Origin of the sequence: Streptacidiphilus fuscans (assembly GCF_015690355.1) — a bacterium.
Taxonomy (GTDB): domain Bacteria; phylum Actinomycetota; class Actinomycetes; order Streptomycetales; family Streptomycetaceae; genus Streptacidiphilus; species Streptacidiphilus fuscans.
In genome coordinates, this window is sequence record NZ_JADPRT010000001.1 from 139,903 (window position 1) to 155,955 (window position 16,053).

Genomic DNA, 16,053 nt, shown 5'->3' on the forward strand with positions numbered 1-16,053 from the left:
CCGGATGCGCATGACATCGACAGGGCTGCGGGTCGCGGCGGCGATGCTGGTCCTGGGCCTCACCGCCGCCTGTGGAGGCGGGGGCACGCCCCACGCCGGATCGGCGGGCGGCACCCCTGGGTCCGCGCCCGGAAGCTCCGCGAGCAGCTCCGCGTCCGCCCCGGCGACGCCGAGCCCGTCCGCCCCCGGCCCCTGGAACCTCGTCCTGTCCGACGACTTCACCGGCGGCTCCCTCGACACCGCGCGCTGGGCCACCTGTTACGACTGGAACCTCGACGGCTGCACCAACGCGGGCAACAACGAGCTGGAGTGGTACCTGCCGAACCAGGTCAGTGTCGGAGGCGGTTCGCTCCAGCTGACCGCCCAGCGGCAGACGACCGCGGGCAGCGACGGGCACACCTACCCGTGGACCTCCGGAATGGTCACCACCGGCCGCGACAGCTGGAACGCGCAGCCCCGGCAGACCTTCCAGTACGGCTTCTTCGCCGCGGCGCTGCGCATACCCGCGCAGGCCGGGATGTTCCCCGCCTTGTGGCTGCTCCCCGCCGCGCACGACGTCCCGCAGGAGATCGACATCGCCGAGTTCGCCGGCACCACCCAGGTCGTACAGAACACGATCCACTGGCAGCGCGCCGACGGCTCCACCGACCAGCAGCAGCACTGGTTCGGCCCGGTGAACTTCCCCGCCGGGTTCCACGTCTTCGCCGTCGACTGGGAACCCACGTCGGTCACCTGGTACGTCGACGGCAAGCCCGTCTGGAAGGTCACCGACCGCGCGGACATCCCGGCGATGCCCATGGAGCTGATCCTCAATCTGGCGGTCGGGTACCCGTACCCGCCGCCGGCGAACGTGGACAAGGCCCAGCTCCAGGTGGAGTGGGTGAGGGTGTGGCAGCACTGAGCACCCGGACGAGTCGGATCGCGCGGCTGGGCGTCGTCATGGCCGGCCTGCTCGTCGCTCTGGCCGCCTGCGGAGGAGGCGGAACGCCGGGCGGGGCCGGGATGGCCACGCAGAGCCCGCCGCCCGACGTTCCCGGGCCGTGGCACCTGGTCTTCAACGACCACTTCACCGGCTCCTCGCTCGACACCGGCAACTGGGCCACCTGCTACGACTGGAACGACAACGGCTGTACCAACGGGACCAACAACGAGATCGAGTGGTACCGGCCGAGCCAGGTCAGCGTCGGGAACGGCTGGCTTCAGCTGAGCGCGCAGCGGCAGGCCACCACCGGCAGCGACGGGCACACCTACCCGTGGACCTCAGGCATGGTCACCACCGGTCGCGACTCCTGGGACGCCACGCCGCGCCACACCTTCACCTACGGCTACTTCTCCGCCGCGATCGAGATCCCCGCCGAGTCCGGCATGTTCCCCGCCTTCTGGCTGCTCCCCGCGCAGCACTACGCGCGGCAGGAGATCGACATCGCCGAGTTCATCGGCAGCACCCAGCAGGTCCAGATGACCCTGCACTGGCAGCAGCCGAACGGCACACCCCAGTTCCAGCGCGACAGTTGGGGGCCGGTCGACTTCCCGGCGGAGATCCATGTCTTCGCCGTGGACTGGGAGCCCGGCTCGGTCACCTGGTACGTCGACGGAGTGGAGCGCTTCCGGATCACCGACCCGGCCAAGGTGCCGACGCTGCCGATGGAGCTGCTGCTCAACCTGGCGGTCGGCTACCCGTCCGCGCCGCCGGACAACGTCGACCACGCCGTGATGAAGGTCGACTGGGTGAGCGTCTGGCAGCACTGAGGACGGGGCGCCTCAGTCGTCCGGGCGGCCCGGGGGCTGGTCGGTGAAACGGGCGCGGGCGCGGCGGTAGAGACGCCAGCCGCGCGTGGACAGCGAGTCGCGGGTGGGCGCGTCGGGCGCGCCCTCGCCGCGTAGCCAGCAGCGGAAGACCGAGCGCGGGGTGTCCGCGCGGACGGTGAGGCGGGCCAGCCGTAGCGTGTCGTCAGCGGTGGAGCTGAACGCGTTGACGACCGCGCAGGCGGAGTCCCAGCCGGCCCGCTGCACCTTGCGGCGCACGGCCGCGCTGTTGTAGCCGTGCGGGTAGGCGTAGTTGGCGACGGAGTGCCCCAGCGCGTCCTCCAGCTCGTGCTTGCAGAGCACCACCTCGTCCGAGAGGTGCTGGTTGGTCAGCGTGTCCAGGTGCGGATGGGTGCGCGAGTGGCCGCCGATCTCGACGCCGTAGGCGTCCAGCCCCGCGACCTGACGCCAGTTCAGCATGTCGGCCGGGGGCAGCACGCTGCCGTTGGGACGGCCGCCGGGCGGGTGGATCGCGCCGGTGGTGACGAAGAGCGTGGCGGGCAGTTCGCGCTCCGCCAGCATCGGGGCGACCGTCCAGTAGAAGTCGGCGAAGCCGTCGTCGAAGGTCAGCACCGCGGCGCGCGCCGGCAGCGGAGGTCCGCCGCGGATCGCCGCGAGCAGGCGGCGCAGCGGGACGACCGTTACCTCCGCGCGGACCAGGTCGTCGAGCTGCTCGGCGAAGACGCGCGGCCGGACGGTGAACGGGGCGATCCAGTCGGGCGGGTTGTCCGAGACGGAGTGGTAGAGCAGGATCGGTACGGCGCTCATGCGGTTTCGCCCCCCGTCTGCCCCTGTTCCCTGACTCCCTGCTCATCGGCGCGGTCGGCCAGGTGTGGCCGACCGCCGGTACATCCCCATGCGTAGCCGCAGACCGTCGTGGTGACGCCGAGACAGAGGGCCGCCGCGCGCCCGGCCCGGCCGCCGGTCAGGGCGGTCAGCAGGCCGTGCGGCACGGTCCGGCGCAGGTAGGCGCGTTCGCTGGCGAGCGCGGGGCCGCGTCCCGAGAAGCGGGCGACGGCGGCCTTGGAGAGGCCCTCGGCGTAGCACCGCGCGCGGAAGTAGCGCCAGGTGGCCCGCTGGGGCGGCACGTGGTGCCGCACCGCCGCAGTGGGTTCGGTGCGCAGGACCGAGCCCGGCAGCGCGGCGGCGAGCCGCAGGCACAGTTCGGTCTCCTCGCACCCGAGCGGTCGGGACCCGACCCGGCCCAGATCCGTGCGGAAGCCGCCCGCGACCAGCAGCGCGGAGCGGCGGAACGACATGTTGGCCCCGATGAAGTTCCGCACCCGCGCCGGGTGTTCGGGAAGTCCCCGGTAGGAGCAGCCGACCACCCAGTCGAACTCCTCCGGGAACCAGCGGGGGCGGCCCGACTCCCACAGCGCGTGGACCGCGCCGCCGACGCCGGCGACGGACGGGTCCGCGTATCCGGCCAACAGCGCCTGCGCCCAGCCGGGTTGGGCGGCGGCGTCGTCGTCGAGGAAGGCGACGACGTCCCCGTGCACGAGCTCCACCCCGGTGTTGCGCCCGCCGGACAGTCCGCGCGGCCCGGCGTTGGCCACCACGTGGAGGTCCCCGAAACCGTCGGCACCGGTGAGCTCGGCGCGGGCACGTTCCTCCAGCGCCGGATTGTGGTCCACCACCAGCACAGTCTCGCGCACGCCGGGTTGGCGGGCCGGGGAGACGGAGCCGACGGCGTCGCGAAGGTCATCCCAACGGTCCATGGTCCAGCAGCAGATGACGACGGAGAGCGTCGCCTCGCTCCGCGTCTCCGTCTCCGTCGCCGTCGCCGTCGCCGTTGGCGTCTCCGCCTCTGGCTCTGCCTCTGGACCCGGGACGGCCAGCGGCGGTGGCTGGGGCATCGGTGGGGGGACGGGCAGCGGGTCCGGGATCGGGATCGGGTCGGGCACCGGGAGCGGCCGCGGCACGGGTGGCGGCGCGGGGATGGGATCCGGCACCGGCACCGGGACGGGTTCCGTCAGGCGTCGGGGTACACGGGTGCCGGTCATAGCGGTCACCTGCCGTACGGCGGCCCGGACATCGGCCCGTTCGTCGGCCCCGACGCATGTCCGGACACGGGCCCCGACACCGGTCCGGACGCCGGCGCGGACTGCGACCCGGACTGCGCCCCGGATGCGGCCCCGGACGGCAGTCGCGCGGCGATGTGCGGGATGCCGTCGCGCCGGGCACGCAGGCAGCTGCGCAGGTAGCCGAGCGGGCCGTAGGCGAGGCCGCGCAGCTCCAGCCCGGTCAGACGGCCGTGGGTCTGTCGTCCCGCGCCCGGACCCGTGGGCGCGGGACGGCTGCGGGCCCGGCGCACGGCCTGGCCGAGACCGAGCGGGACGCGGCGCAGCAGGGCGGGCAGCATGGCGGGTTCGTGGGCGACCGCCGCCGTCAGGTAGGCGCCGAAGCCGACGCCGTAGCCGTAGGCCTGGGCGGGCAGGGCGTCCATGGTGCGGTGGTGGTGGTGCCAGACGATCGCGTCGGGCTGGTAGACCAGCGCGGCTCCGGCGATCAGGGTGCGGAAGAAGGCCAGCAGGTCGTCGCCGCCCCGGGCGAGCGTGCCGGTGCCCGTCGCCGGGTCGAAGCCGCCGAGCCGGTGCAGCAGGTCGGCGCGGAACGCCATGTTCGCGCCGGAGCCGAACTGCCCGCCCGCGAACGGGAACAGCGGCTCGTCCGGCGGCGCGTCGAGCGACCAGCGCTGCTCGGTGAAGCCCTTGGTGTAGCCGCCGTGGTTCTCCAGTGCCACCTGGGCCTGCGTCTCCAGCTCGGCGGGCACGATCAGCCCGGTGACGCAGCCGACGGCCGGGTCCGCGGCGAAGGTGGCCACCAGGGCGCGCGGCCAGCCGCGGTCGACGACGGTGTCGTCGTCGGTGAAGGCGACCAGCGTGCCGTGGGCGGCGGCCAGACCGCGGTTGTGGGCCCGGGCCAGGCCGGGGATCGGCTCGCGCAGGTAACGGACGGACGGCGGATACTCCGTCAGCACCAGCGTGCGGGCGGAGTCGTCGGCGGGTGCGTTGTCCACCACGACGACGTCGAGTTGCGGATATCCGGTCCGCAGCAGCGAGTCGAGGCAGCGACGGAGCGACGCGGGGCGGTTGTGGGTGGCCACGACCACGCTCAGCAACGGCGTGAGGTTGGGCTCGGTGCGGGCCGCGGGCAGGTCGGGCGCGGAGAGTTCGGGCGAGGGGAGTTCCAGTTCCCGGTGGGCGGCGGCGACCAGCGCGCGGCAGAGTCCGGCGGTGTCGCCGGGTCGGCCGGTGGCGTGAACCAGTCCGAGCGGGTGTCCGTGCAGCCGCACCAACGCCAACACGCGTCCGTTCGGGACGACCGGGCTTGCACCGCCGGGCGAGCGCAGCTCGTTCGGACGGTCCAGGTCCAGCTCCACGACGTGCACGGGGGTGTAGAGCGATTCGCGGGCGGCGGAGCAGGGGCAGGCCGCAGCGGAGCGCCGGTCGCGCCCGCTCATCGGGGACCGCCCGCTCGGTACATGGCCGAAGCCTGCGCGGGGGCGTCTGCGGGGGTCTCCCGGCGTCCCGTCCTCGGCCGTTCGGCGACCAGGGTGCGCAGCACCCGACGCCCGTCGGCGATCGCGTGCAGGTGCGAACGGCCGTTGCGGCGCGGGAGTTCCAGACTGGGGACCTCGGCCACCCGCAGGCCGGAGCGGAGCGCGTGGGCGACCATCTCGGTCTCGATCTCGAACCCGGGCGCGTGCAGGTCCAGCGCGTCCAGGAAGCTGCGCCGGAACGCGCAGAAGCCGTAGCAGAGGTCCGTCAGCGAGGCGTGGTACAGCGCCTTCACGGCGGTGAGCAGCGCCCGGTTGCCGAGCGAGCGGATGGGCGTGAGGTCCTGCGAGCCGCCGCCCGCGACGAACCGGGAGCCCTTGACGAAGTCGTAGCCGTGGTCCAGGAAGTGCAGGAAGTGCGGGATCTCGCCGGGCCACATGCTGCCGTCGGCGTCCATCATCACGACGTAGTCGCAGCGGGCGGCGGCGAAGCCGGCGCGCAGCGCGTCGCCCTTGCCATGGCCGGGTTGGGCCAGCAGTCGCACCGACGGACGGCACAGTTCGGCCATTCGTGCGGTGGCGTCGCTGGACCAGCCGTCGACGACCAGCACCTCGTCGACGCAGCTCGGTACCTGCTCCAGCACCCAGGCGATGTTGCGGGCCTCGTTCTGCGCGGGGATCACCAGACTGACGGTGTGTCGGACCCTGGCGGTGTCGGAGGCGCGCCGAAGCCGTGGCTCGGCCGCGGCCGTCGGGTCCGGTGCTGCGATCCGCGCCTGGCCCTGATGCCGCGTCGGCGGTGTCGGAGACGTCGGCGGCGGTGCGGCCGACGGTGGCAGAGCGGATGGCGGCGGGGAGAACGCGGTCAGTGGCAGCGCGGATGGAGCGACGGGAAGCGAGGAGAGTGCGGGCGGGGGCAGGGGCGAACCCATCGGAGAGTCCTCTCCGGAGAACGCGCGGGCACGCTGCACCAGGCCGTGACCGGCCGGCGCGCGAACAGGCGCACGAACGAACATGGACCGTACCGGGCGGAATGCCCCAAGCCCTGACTCCGAAGCCCGCCCCCGAGCCTCGCCCCCGGACCGCCGGTCGATCGCGGGACGCCCAGGGCCTGTACGGCGTGCACGGCTCTCACGGCGTGTGCGTCGTACGTGCCCGTGGCGTCGACCACCACAGTGGCAGGTCCCCTCAGGGGTCTGCCGGTGACTCATCCTGTGCGCGGGCTGCGCTACGAGTCAAGGGATTTGTGGGGGACTAGTACGTTTCTCGCTCATTTGCGGGACTTACCCGGTTTGTCGCCTCGGCCATCCCCGCCGTGGGTGTCGCCTCCGCCGCCCCGGCCAGGATCAGCGCCTCCAGCCGTTCCGGCGCGGTGGGACGGCCGAAGTGCCAGCCCTGGCCCCAGTCGCAGCCCAGCACCCGCAGGCGCTCGGCGGTCTCCGGCGTCTCGACGCCCTCCGCGGTCAGCGTCAGGCCCAGGCTGCTGGACAGCGAGACCAGCCCGCTGATGATCCGCCAGCTCACCTCCTCGCCACCCGTCGCCTCGGGGTCGGGCACGAAGGAGCTGGAGAGCTTGAGCCCGGAGATCGGCAGGTCGCGCAGGTAGGCGAGGTTGGACCAGCCGGTGCCGAAGTCGTCCACGGCCAGGCTGACGCCCCGGTCCACCAGCGCGTGCAGCACCCGCTGCGACTCGTCCAGCGGGCCCAGGGCCGTGCCCTCGGTGATCTCCAGCTGCAGCAGCCCGGGGTCGAGCCCGGTGTCGGCAAGGATCCGGCCGACGTCGGCGACCAGGCGTTTGTTGCGCGCCTGACGGGCCGTGATGTTGACGTTGAGCTGCGGCGCGAGCTGACCGAACCGGCGCTGCCAGTCCGCCGCCTGCGCGCACGCCTGCTCCAGCACCCACCGGCCCAGCGGCAGGATCAGCCCGGTCTCCTCGGCGGCGGCCACGAACTCGTCCGGGCCGAGCACGCCCAGCCGCGGATGCCGCCAGCGCACCAGCGCCTCGACCGCCGCGAGCGAGCCGTCGCTGAGCGCGCACAGCGGCTGGTACTCCACGAAGAACTCGCCCCGGTCCAGCGCGACCGGCATCCGCACCGAGACCGAGTAGCGGCTGACGGCCGCCGCGTTGGTCCTGGCGTCGTACAGCGTCCACCGGCCGCCGCCCGCCTCCTTGGCGCGGTAGAGCGTCAGGTCGGCGGCGCGGACCGCCGCGCCCGGCGTGATGGTGCCGACCGGGCGCTCCAGCACGCCGATGCTGGCGCCGACGGCCAGCTTGTGGTCCTCGATGTCGATCGGCTCGGACAGCGCCGCGAGCACGGCGCGCGCCGCCGCGACCGCTTCGTGCTCGCCCTGGCAGCGCTCCAGCAGCACCACGAACTCGTCGCCGCCCAACCGGGCCACCATGTGCCCGAGCGGCGTCAGCGCGGCGGCCAGCCGGCTGGCGACGGCGACCAGCAGTTGGTCGCCGGTGTCGTGGCCGAGGCTGTCGTTGACGATCTTGAACCGGTCCAGGTCGATGTAGCAGAGCCCGAACCGGGCGTCCGCGCCCGCCTCGGCGAAGAGCGTCTCCAGGCGTTCGAAGAAGGCGGCCCGGTTGGGCAGGCCGGTCAGCGGATCGTGGGTGGCCTGGTGCCGCAGCCGCTCCTGGAGGCGGTAACGGTCGGTGATGTCCTCCAACATCGCCACCTGGTACTTCGGGCTGCTGTCCTCGTCGCGGATCAGCGAGACGGTCAGGTGCGTCCAGACGACCTCGCCGTCCTGCCTGTAGTACGGCTTGTCGCACTGGAAACTCTCGCGTCGGCCCGCGATCAGGTCCTCGTACGCGGCCCAGACCTCGGGGCTGTCCTCCGGGTGCACCAGGTCGGTGACCTGGCGGCCGTAGAGGTCGTCCGGGCGGGCGCCGAACATCTCCAGCAGGGCCTGGTTGGCCGCCAGGATCTCCCCGTGCACGCTGCCGACGCCGATCCCGACCGCCGCGTGCTCGAACAGTGCCCGGAACCGTGCTTCGGAGGCGTGCAGGGCCTGCTCCGCCTCGCGGCGCGCCGTGTCGGCGGCGCTGTGGATCGACTCCTGGTGGCGCAGGGTCTGCTCCTGCAGCGCGGTGGCCCAGGCGGCGGCGAACCTCCCGGCGCTGCCCGGCACCCGGGAGGGCGCGGTGCGCAGCAGCTCCACCGCGCCGACCAGCAGCTCCGGATCGGTGAAGTGCGCGTTGACCAGCGCGAACGCGGCGTGGTCGGCACGGCCGTCGCGGATCAGGGAGGTGGTGCGCTCGGCGAGCGCGTCGATCTTCAGCGGGTGCAGCGGGCTGCCGTGCGCCCGCAGCAGCCGCGCCCAGCGCGCCGTGAACTCCGCCTCGGACGTCGCGGCCGTCACGGAGCCGCTCCCGCGGCTCTGGTGGCCGCTCCCGGAGCCGCTTCCGTGTCGTCCGGGGGCGGGCCCGCCGGTGGCGCCGTCATGGCAGACGCCCCACCCCGACCAGGCCGGCCATCCGCTCCGGGTGGGGCGCGACCGTGCCCGGGCTGTCCGGGCGCCACTCCGGCAGGTAGACGATCCCCGGGTCGACCAGCTCGAAGCCGTCGAAGAAGGCCGCGATCTCGTCGTGGCCGCGCATCGTGATCGGGGTGGTGGTGCGCCGGTAGATGTCCTGGTGCGAGCCGACCTGGTCCGGGCGGCCCTCGGTGCAGGCGTGGCAGATCACGATGGCGCTGCCCGGTGGCAGCGCGTCGCGCAGGCGGGCGACCAGCGTGTGCGGCGCGGCCTGGTCCGGCACGAAGTGCAGGACGGCGACCAGCAGCAGCGCCACCGGCGCGTCGCCGTCGAGCAGGGAGGCGACCTCCGGATCGGCCAACAGCTCCTCCGGACTGGTCAGGTCCGCCTGAACCATGCGGCTGAGCGGGTCGTCGACCAGCATCGTCATGCTGTGCGCGACGGCCACCGGATCGCGGTCCACGTAGACGACGCGGGCCTCCGGCTGCTCCTCGCGGGCCACCTCGTGGACCGGGCCCACGGTCGGGATGCCGGAGCCGACGTCCAGGAACCGGGTGAAGCCGTCACCGGCCAGGTACTGCACCGAGCGGCGCAGGAAGGCGCGGTTGGCGCGCATGATCTGCGGGAGCTCCGGCCACAGCTCCATGGCCTTCTGTGCCATCTCGCGGTCCGCGGCGAAGTTGTGGCTGCCGCCGAGGTAGTAGTCGTAGACCCGGGCCGCGTTGGGTTTCTCCAGGTCGATCCAACTCGGCGTCCAGCTCTCACGTCGCACGGGAAGCTCCCTCCGAGCTGGGAAGGACAGGCGCTTGCGAGGTCCAATACTATGACAAAAGCCACGTAATCACCGGTGATTGCCGAGCAGTCCGGCTGAACGTCCGTTCCATGACGGCGAGGCGCGTCGATGGCGGGAAGCATCGAGGAGTACGCGCTGATCGGCGACCTGGGAACGGCGGCGCTGGTCGGCGCGGACGGTTCCGTCGACTGGCTATGCCTGCCCCGGTTCGACTCGCCCTCCTGCTTCGCCGCCCTGCTCGGCGAGGAGCGCCACGGCCACTGGCGACTCGCCCCCTCCGCGCCCGACGCCGCCCTGGTCGACCGCCGCTACCTGGACGACACCCTCGTGCTGGCCACGCACTGGCGCACCCCGCGCGGCGAGGCGCGGGTGCTGGACTTCATGCCGCGCCGCACCCGCGAACCACGCCTGGTCCGGATCGTCGAAGGTCTCTCCGGCACGGTCGAGATGCGCGGCGAGCTGCGGGCCCGGTTCCACTACGGCCGGGTGATGCCCTGGGTGCGCCGCACCGGCCACCACCGGGTCGCCGTCGCCGGACCCGACGCGCTCTGGCTCAGCGTCCCCACCGGCGTGCACACCTACGGCGCGGGCGCGGGCGCCGACGGCTGCACCCGCTCGGAGTTCGTCGTCGCGGCCGGGCAGCGGACCGTCTTCGTGCTCACCTGGCAGCCCTCGCACGTTGCTACACCTAGCCGCTTTGACGCGGGCCAGAGCCTGCGGCAGACCGTCGCGGGCTGGGAGCGCTGGTCGGCCGCCTGCCGCTACCAGGGACCGTGGCGGGCGGAGGTGATGCGCTCACTGCTGACGCTCAAGGCGCTCAGCTACGAGCCCACCGGAGGCATCGTCGCCGCGCCCACCACCTCGCTGCCCGAGTGGATCGGCGGCGACCGCAACTGGGACTACCGCTTCTGCTGGCTGCGCGACTCCAGCCTCACCCTGGCCGCGCTGCTGCGCGGCGGCTACCGCGAGGAGGCCGCCTCCTGGCGGCGCTGGCTGCTGCGCGCCATCGCGGGCGACCCGGCCCGGCTCCAGGCGCTCTACGGAGTCGCGGGCGAACGGGCGTTGCCGGAGTCGGTCGCCGACTGGCTGCCCGGCTACCGGGGCTCACGGCCGGTCCGGGTCGGCAACGCCGCCGTCGGGCAGATGCAGCTGGATGTCTACGGCGAGGTCGCCGACACGCTGCACCGCGCGCTGACGGCCGGGATCCCGATGGAGCGCCAGGTCTGGAGCCTGTTCCGGTCGTTGATGACCGCCGTCGCCGAACGCTGGCGGGAACCGGACGAGGGCCTGTGGGAGGTCCGGTCCGAGCGGCGGCACTTCACCCACTCCAAGGTGATGTGCTGGGTCGCCGCCGACCGGGCCGTCCGGATGGCCGAGCAGACCCGCCTGCCCGCCCCCCTCGACCAGTGGCGCGCGCTGCGCGACACAATCCACGCCGACGTCTGCGCAAACGGCTACGACGCCGGGCGCGGGGTCTTCACGCAGTGCTACGGCGGTAGCCAACTGGACGCGGCCGCACTGCTGTTGGCGCAGACCGGATTCCTGCCACCGACCGACCCGCGGGTGGTGCGCACCGTCGACGCGATCCGGCAGGACCTGGCCGTGGACGGCTTCGTGCGCCGTTACGACGTGGGCGGTTCGGATGCCTGTGACTCGACCTCGGCCTCGACCTCGACCGCGTTCTCAGGCGGTGACGGGTTGCGCAGCCCTGAGGGTGCCTTCCTGGCCTGCAACTTCTGGCTGGCCGAGGCGCTGGCGCTGGGCGGGCGACCGGAGGAGGGCGCCGAGGTCTTCGCCCGCACCGCCGCCGTGGGCGGCGAGCTCGGCTTGCTCAGCGAGCAGTGGGACCCGGCGACGGGCTCCCAGCTCGGCAACGCGCCGCAGGCGTTCACCCATGTCGCGCTGGTCAACGCGGCGTTCGCGCTGGCGGACACCGGGGGCGCCGGGGTGGACTGACCGGGCGTCGCGGGCCGCACACCGCAGACCGGCCTTTGCAGACCGCCTTTCGGCGCATTTCCTTGGCCACGCGCCCTCGGTTCGTCGTGCACGCCCTACTCTGTGTCACTCTTCTTGCGCACTCTGTGATGTGAGTGCTAGCAATTGTCACTGAACGCACCTGCCTAGGGATTCCCCTGACCATGCGGCTCACCTTCCTCGGGACCACCTCGAACAACGGCAACTGCCCCACCCTGTACGCGACCGACCGGGGCACCCTGGTGGTCCAGGGCTACGCCGTGACCGACCCGCACGCACGCGACCAGCTGCGGGACCTGCTGCCGGGTGAGGACGCCGTCGAGATCCCGACGGAACTGCTGAGGTTCCTCGGCTGAGTCTGCCGGGCCGTCGAGCTTGCCGGGCCGCCAAGCTTGCCGGGCCGTCGATTCCGCCCGCGGGTCCACGGGGGTGGCTGACGGGGGTGCCGGTGCGGCGCGGTACGGTGCGTCGACGGCGGGGGAGGGGCCGGGCCATGACGGACTTTCAGCGCGAACGCGAGGCGCTCGGCGCCTGGCTGCACCGGCTCCGCCGGGACGCCGGGCTCAACGGCAAGGAGCTGGCCACCCGGCTCGGCTGGGCCGCGTCCAAGGTGTCCCGGATCGAACACGGGCGGCAGACCCCGACCACCCCCGACGTCGAGGCCTGGTCACGGGCGTGCGGTCGCCCGGACGAGGCGGCCGGGCTCGCCGCCCGGCTGCTCGCGCTGGACAGCCACTACGTCAACTGGCGCCGCTCACTGCGCGCGGGCCACGCGCCCAGGCAGCGGGTCGCCGTCGAGCTGGACCGGGGGACGCAGCTGCTGCGCGTCTTCGAGTCCGCCATGGTCCCCGGCCTGCTGCAGACCGCCGAGTACGCGCGGTCGGTCTTCTCCGCCCTGGTCGCGCTCCAGGGAACCCCGGACGACGTGCCGCAGGCGGTCGAGGCCCGGATGGAGCGTCAACGCGCCCTCTACCAGCCCGGACACGAGTTCCACTTCGTGCTTACCACCGCCGCGCTGCGGGCCCGGCTCTGCCCGCCCGAGGCGCACCGGGGCCAACTGGACCGGCTGCTCGCCGTCGCCTCGCTGCCCGGCGTCCGGCTCGGCGTGATCCCCGACGGGACGGCGCTGCCGCTCGCGCCGCTGCACTCGTTCTGGGCCTTCGACGAGCGGCTGGTCCAGGTCGAGACCTGGACCGCCGAGATCAACGTCACCGACGCCGACGAGATCGACCTCTACCTGCGCGTCTTCGAACACTACGCGGACGCGGCCCGCTACGGAGCGGGCGCCCGGCAGGTCGTCACCACGGTCCTTGCGGAACTCGCCGGCGCCACGGAGGGGGACGACGACGGCCTGGACGGCGAGCCGGACCTGCTCGACGGGAGAGCGGTCCCGCGCACGCCGTGGCTCGACTGACCGGTGGCTCGATCGGTGGGTGTGGTGCGGGCAGCTGACGCACGGTCGCGCAGGTGTCCCAGGGTGCCTCACTCGAACCGGTGACGACCACCGGTGAGTTTGCAGCACGCGGGCCACCTGATTCGCAATAACGCGCAATCGGGCTCCCCGAGCAACCCGCACTTCCCTACCCTTCCCCCTATGGCGGACAGTTCCCCGGCACTCGGCTGGTTGCTCCGTGCCGCGCCCGTCCCCGGCCTCACCCTGGCCGAGTGGAACGGCCGCCCGGACGGCAGCGCCGAACTCGCCGTAGGCGTCGTCTGGGACGCGGTCCGCGCCCAGACGGAACTCGGCATCGAGGCCCTCGACAGGCTCCGCCTCGCCGGATGCGCGGGACCCGCGCTCTGCGCGGTCGCGGAGGGTCTGGTCTCCGTCCTCGTCCCGGTCGGCACGGCCAGCACCTGGGCGGACCCGATCAAGGGCGTCCGCGTGCTCGGGCGGGGCGAGTCGCTGCGGGTCCCGGTGCCGCGCTGCTCGCACGGCCCGTACCACTGGCTGATCCCGCCCGACGGGAGCGGCACCCTCACCGACCCCTGCCTACTGCACCGCGCGCTGCTCCACGCGTCCGACGTCTACGCGGCGGTGCGTGGGTAACCACCGCGCGGGCAGGGCTTGTTGTGCCCCCGTCGCGGGCTCAGTACCGCACCGTGATCCGCCTCGCCGGGCCGTCCACACGGATCTCGCCGCCGTAGGGGAGCAGCAGCTGGGGGTCGGTGTGCCCGAAGTCGACGTCGAAGACCGCCATGGCCTGCGGCGCATACGTCTCCAACGCCCGTAGCACCGCCGCGCGTTGGTCCGCCCGGTAGCGGGCGCGCGCGTCGGCGGGGACGGGGTTGAACGGATCCTGCGCCCTGGCACGGCCCATCAGCAGCGCCGGGAACTGCCGCAGCAGGCCACGCTCGCCCATGTTCCGCAGGATGCGGAAGACGGTCGCGGCATCAGGCCGCTCCTCCGAGGTCTCCAGCAGCAGCACGCCGCCCGCGTAGCTCTCGACGGGCAGGATCTCGCGGTCGGCCATCAGCAGCCAGGAGAGGATCTCCAGATTGCCGCCCCAGCTGCGGCCGGTGACGACCCGGTCGGCGCGGTGCCAGTGCCACGGCGTGGCGGGCTCGGACGGCGGCTCGGCCGCGAAGGTGGCCTCGTCGGCCCAGTCGCCGGTGATGTCGCCGAAGCGCCCCGGCTCGGTCAGCACGTACTCGCCCGACCCGCCCGACCCGCCCGACTCGCCTGAGCCGAACAGCGCGGCGCGCCACGAGTCGACGGTGGCGGGGTGCATCGCGCCGGGACGGCCGAGCTCGCACATCACCGAGCCGCCGTGGTAGCTGACGATGCCGAGGTTGTGCAGCAGCACGAGCAGGTTGGTGTTGTCGCTGTACCCGAGGAAAGGCTTCGGGTTGGCCCGCAGCAACTCCCGGTCGAGCAGCGGAAGCACCGTCAACTCGTCGTCGCCGCCGATGCTGGAGATCACGGCCTTGATACTCGGGTCGGCGAAGGCCGCATGCAGGTCGTCGGCGCGCTGCTGCGGCGTGGAGCCCATCCGCCGGGTGCTCGGGTACTCCACCGGCTCCAGGCCGAACACGTCCCGCAGCCGCTGCAGCCCCAGCTCGAAGGGGCGCGGGAAGAGCCCCGGCAGTCCGGAGGACGCGGAGACGACCGCGACGCGGTCACCGGGGACGGGCTTGGGCGGGTAGCGAAGGTCGTCCATGCCCGCGGAGCGTAGCCCGACAACGCCGGGCCACGCTCAGGTTTTCCGTCGGGGACGGGTCAGTTGCCGCCCGCGCGGCGAGCGGCCTGCTCCCGCTCGGCCGCCTGCTTCTCCTTGATCCGCACGGCCTCCTTGCGGACCTCCAGCTGGTTGGCGCGCTCGTGCTGGAGCCAGAGCGGGTTCTCGGCCTTGAGGGCGTCGATCTCCTCGGTGGTCAGCGCCTCGGTCACACCGCCGCGGGCCAGGCCCGAGATGGAGATGCCGAGCTTGGTCGCGATCACGGGGCGCGGGTGCGGCCCGTTGCGGCGCAGGTCGGCCAGCCACTGCGGCGGGTCGGCCTGGAGCGCGTTCAGCTCGTCCCGGGAGACGACCCCTTCCTGGAACTCGGCGGGCGTGGCGGGCAGGTACACGCCGAGCTTCTTCGCCGCCGTGGCGGGCTTCATCGTCTGGGTCGACCTGGGCTTGCTGTCAGTCATGGGACAAGCGTAGCGAGCGGAAGCCGTGCCTGATCACAGCCGGTAACCTGGGCCCGTGACAGACACGCCCGACACCGCTCCCTTCCGGCTCGCCTACGTCCCTGGGGTGACGCCCGCCAAGTGGGTGCGCGTCTGGAACGAACGGCTCCCCGAGACCCCGATCAGGCTGCAGCTGGTCCAGGCGGGCGAGGGCGAGACGGTCCTCCACGACGGCGGCGCGGACGCCGGGCTGGTCCGGCTGCCGGTGGACAAGACGCACCTCAGCGCGATCCCGCTCTACACCGAGACCACCGTCGTGGTCGTCCCCAAGGACCACGAGTTGGCCGACGCGGCGGAGGTCTCCGTCGCCGAGCTGGCCGAGCTGGTCGTGCTCCACCCGCTGGACGACGTCCTCGGCTGGGAGGACGGCACGCCCGGCGAGGCCGCGTTCGAGCGTCCGGCGACGACCTCGGACGCCGTGGACCTGGTCTCGGCGGGCATCGGTGTGCTGATCGTCCCGCAGTCGCTGGCCCGGTTGCACCACCGGCGCGACCTGACCTACCGGCCGATGACGGACGCGCCGCAGTCGCAGATCGCGCTCTCCTGGCTGCAGGACCGGACGACGGACCTGGTCGAGGAGTTCATCGGCATCGTGCGCGGCCGCACGGTGAACAGCTCGCGCGGTCGCAGCCAGCCCGAACCGGAGAAGGGCGCCAAGGCGAAGGCGGCCAAGGCCGCGCCGACGAAGAAGCAGCCGCAGAAGCAGGCCGGCCGTCCCCGTTCGGGCGGCGGAGCAGGCGGGGGAGCGGGCGGCGGCGCGCGGAAGCAGACGGCCCGGCGCGGCAAGCCGCGCCGCTGACCGCCCTGCCACAGCCGCTCGCA

15 protein-coding genes are annotated in these 16,053 nt (G+C 73.2%); 7 read left to right on the forward strand and 8 right to left on the reverse strand.

Going from position 1 to position 16,053, the window contains the following annotated elements:
• Nucleotides 1-4 precede the first annotated feature (4 nt).
• Both I2501_RS00615 and I2501_RS00620 read left to right on the forward strand, forming a co-directional pair.
• Nucleotides 5-901: a glycoside hydrolase family 16 protein gene (locus tag I2501_RS00615; protein ID WP_196191738.1), complete on the forward strand. Its 897-nt coding sequence runs from the start codon at nt 5-7 to the stop codon at nt 899-901.
• Nucleotides 889-1,749, forward strand: a complete 861-nt coding sequence (locus I2501_RS00620) for a glycoside hydrolase family 16 protein (RefSeq protein WP_196191739.1) — start codon at nt 889-891, stop codon at nt 1,747-1,749. Before I2501_RS00615 ends, I2501_RS00620 begins: the two co-directional genes overlap by 13 nt.
• Nucleotides 1,750-1,761: 12 nt before the next feature.
• On the opposite strand, the gene I2501_RS00625 is transcribed toward I2501_RS00620, so the two are convergent.
• The 6 genes from I2501_RS00625 to I2501_RS00650 form a co-directional block, all read right to left on the reverse strand.
• Nucleotides 1,762-2,574 carry a polysaccharide deacetylase family protein gene (locus I2501_RS00625; RefSeq protein ID WP_196191740.1) on the reverse strand — a complete coding sequence of 271 codons (813 nt, stop codon included), beginning with the start codon at nt 2,572-2,574 and terminating at the stop codon, nt 1,762-1,764.
• The gene (locus tag I2501_RS00630) at nt 2,571-3,809 is read right to left on the reverse strand and encodes a glycosyltransferase family 2 protein (RefSeq protein ID WP_236045709.1); all 1,239 of its coding nucleotides are present in this window, start codon (nt 3,807-3,809) and stop codon (nt 2,571-2,573) included. Before I2501_RS00630 ends, I2501_RS00625 begins: the two co-directional genes overlap by 4 nt.
• Nucleotides 3,810-3,814: 5 nt before the next feature.
• A complete protein-coding gene (locus I2501_RS00635) occupies nt 3,815-5,269 on the reverse strand; it encodes a glycosyltransferase family 2 protein (RefSeq protein ID WP_236045712.1) in 1,455 nt (484 codons plus the stop codon).
• Complete coding sequence (locus tag I2501_RS00640) at nt 5,266-5,988, reverse strand: glycosyltransferase family 2 protein (protein ID WP_328806136.1); 723 nt, start codon at nt 5,986-5,988, stop codon at nt 5,266-5,268. The genes I2501_RS00635 and I2501_RS00640 overlap by 4 nt, the downstream gene beginning before the upstream one ends.
• A 571-nt stretch (nt 5,989-6,559) precedes the next feature.
• Nucleotides 6,560-8,677, reverse strand: coding sequence for a putative bifunctional diguanylate cyclase/phosphodiesterase (locus tag I2501_RS00645; protein ID WP_196191742.1), 2,118 nt, complete (start codon nt 8,675-8,677; stop codon nt 6,560-6,562).
• 79 nt (nt 8,678-8,756) lie between these two features.
• The gene (locus I2501_RS00650) at nt 8,757-9,563 is read right to left on the reverse strand and encodes an SAM-dependent methyltransferase (RefSeq protein WP_196191743.1); all 807 of its coding nucleotides are present in this window, start codon (nt 9,561-9,563) and stop codon (nt 8,757-8,759) included.
• Nucleotides 9,564-9,692: 129 nt separating this feature from the next.
• On the opposite strand from I2501_RS00650, the gene I2501_RS00655 reads away from it, so the two are divergent.
• The 4 genes from I2501_RS00655 to I2501_RS00670 all read left to right on the forward strand — a co-directional run bounded on the left by I2501_RS00655 (nt 9,693) and on the right by I2501_RS00670 (nt 13,605).
• Nucleotides 9,693-11,540, forward strand: coding sequence for a glycoside hydrolase family 15 protein (locus I2501_RS00655; protein ID WP_196191744.1), 1,848 nt, complete (start codon nt 9,693-9,695; stop codon nt 11,538-11,540).
• 182 nt (nt 11,541-11,722) lie between these two features.
• A complete protein-coding gene (locus I2501_RS00660) occupies nt 11,723-11,914 on the forward strand; it encodes a hypothetical protein (protein WP_196191745.1) in 192 nt (63 codons plus the stop codon).
• 137 nt (nt 11,915-12,051) lie between these two features.
• On the forward strand, nt 12,052-12,972 hold the full coding sequence (locus I2501_RS00665) for a helix-turn-helix domain-containing protein (protein WP_196191746.1): 921 nt from the start codon (nt 12,052-12,054) through the stop codon (nt 12,970-12,972).
• A gap of 180 nt (nt 12,973-13,152) precedes the next feature.
• Nucleotides 13,153-13,605, forward strand: a complete 453-nt coding sequence (locus I2501_RS00670; protein ID WP_196191747.1) for a hypothetical protein — start codon at nt 13,153-13,155, stop codon at nt 13,603-13,605.
• 40 nt (nt 13,606-13,645) lie between these two features.
• On the opposite strand, the gene I2501_RS00675 is transcribed toward I2501_RS00670, so the two are convergent.
• Nucleotides 13,646-14,716, reverse strand: a complete 1,071-nt coding sequence (locus I2501_RS00675; RefSeq protein WP_196191748.1) for a S66 family peptidase — start codon at nt 14,714-14,716, stop codon at nt 13,646-13,648.
• Between the two features lie 59 nt (nt 14,717-14,775).
• The gene (locus tag I2501_RS00680; protein ID WP_196191749.1) at nt 14,776-15,192 is read right to left on the reverse strand and encodes a DUF5997 family protein; all 417 of its coding nucleotides are present in this window, start codon (nt 15,190-15,192) and stop codon (nt 14,776-14,778) included.
• A gap of 55 nt (nt 15,193-15,247) precedes the next feature.
• Here I2501_RS00680 and I2501_RS00685 point away from each other — a divergent pair, with 55 nt between their 5' ends.
• The gene (locus tag I2501_RS00685) at nt 15,248-16,030 is read left to right on the forward strand and encodes a LysR family substrate-binding domain-containing protein (protein WP_196191750.1); all 783 of its coding nucleotides are present in this window, start codon (nt 15,248-15,250) and stop codon (nt 16,028-16,030) included.
• Nucleotides 16,031-16,053 lie beyond the last annotated feature (23 nt).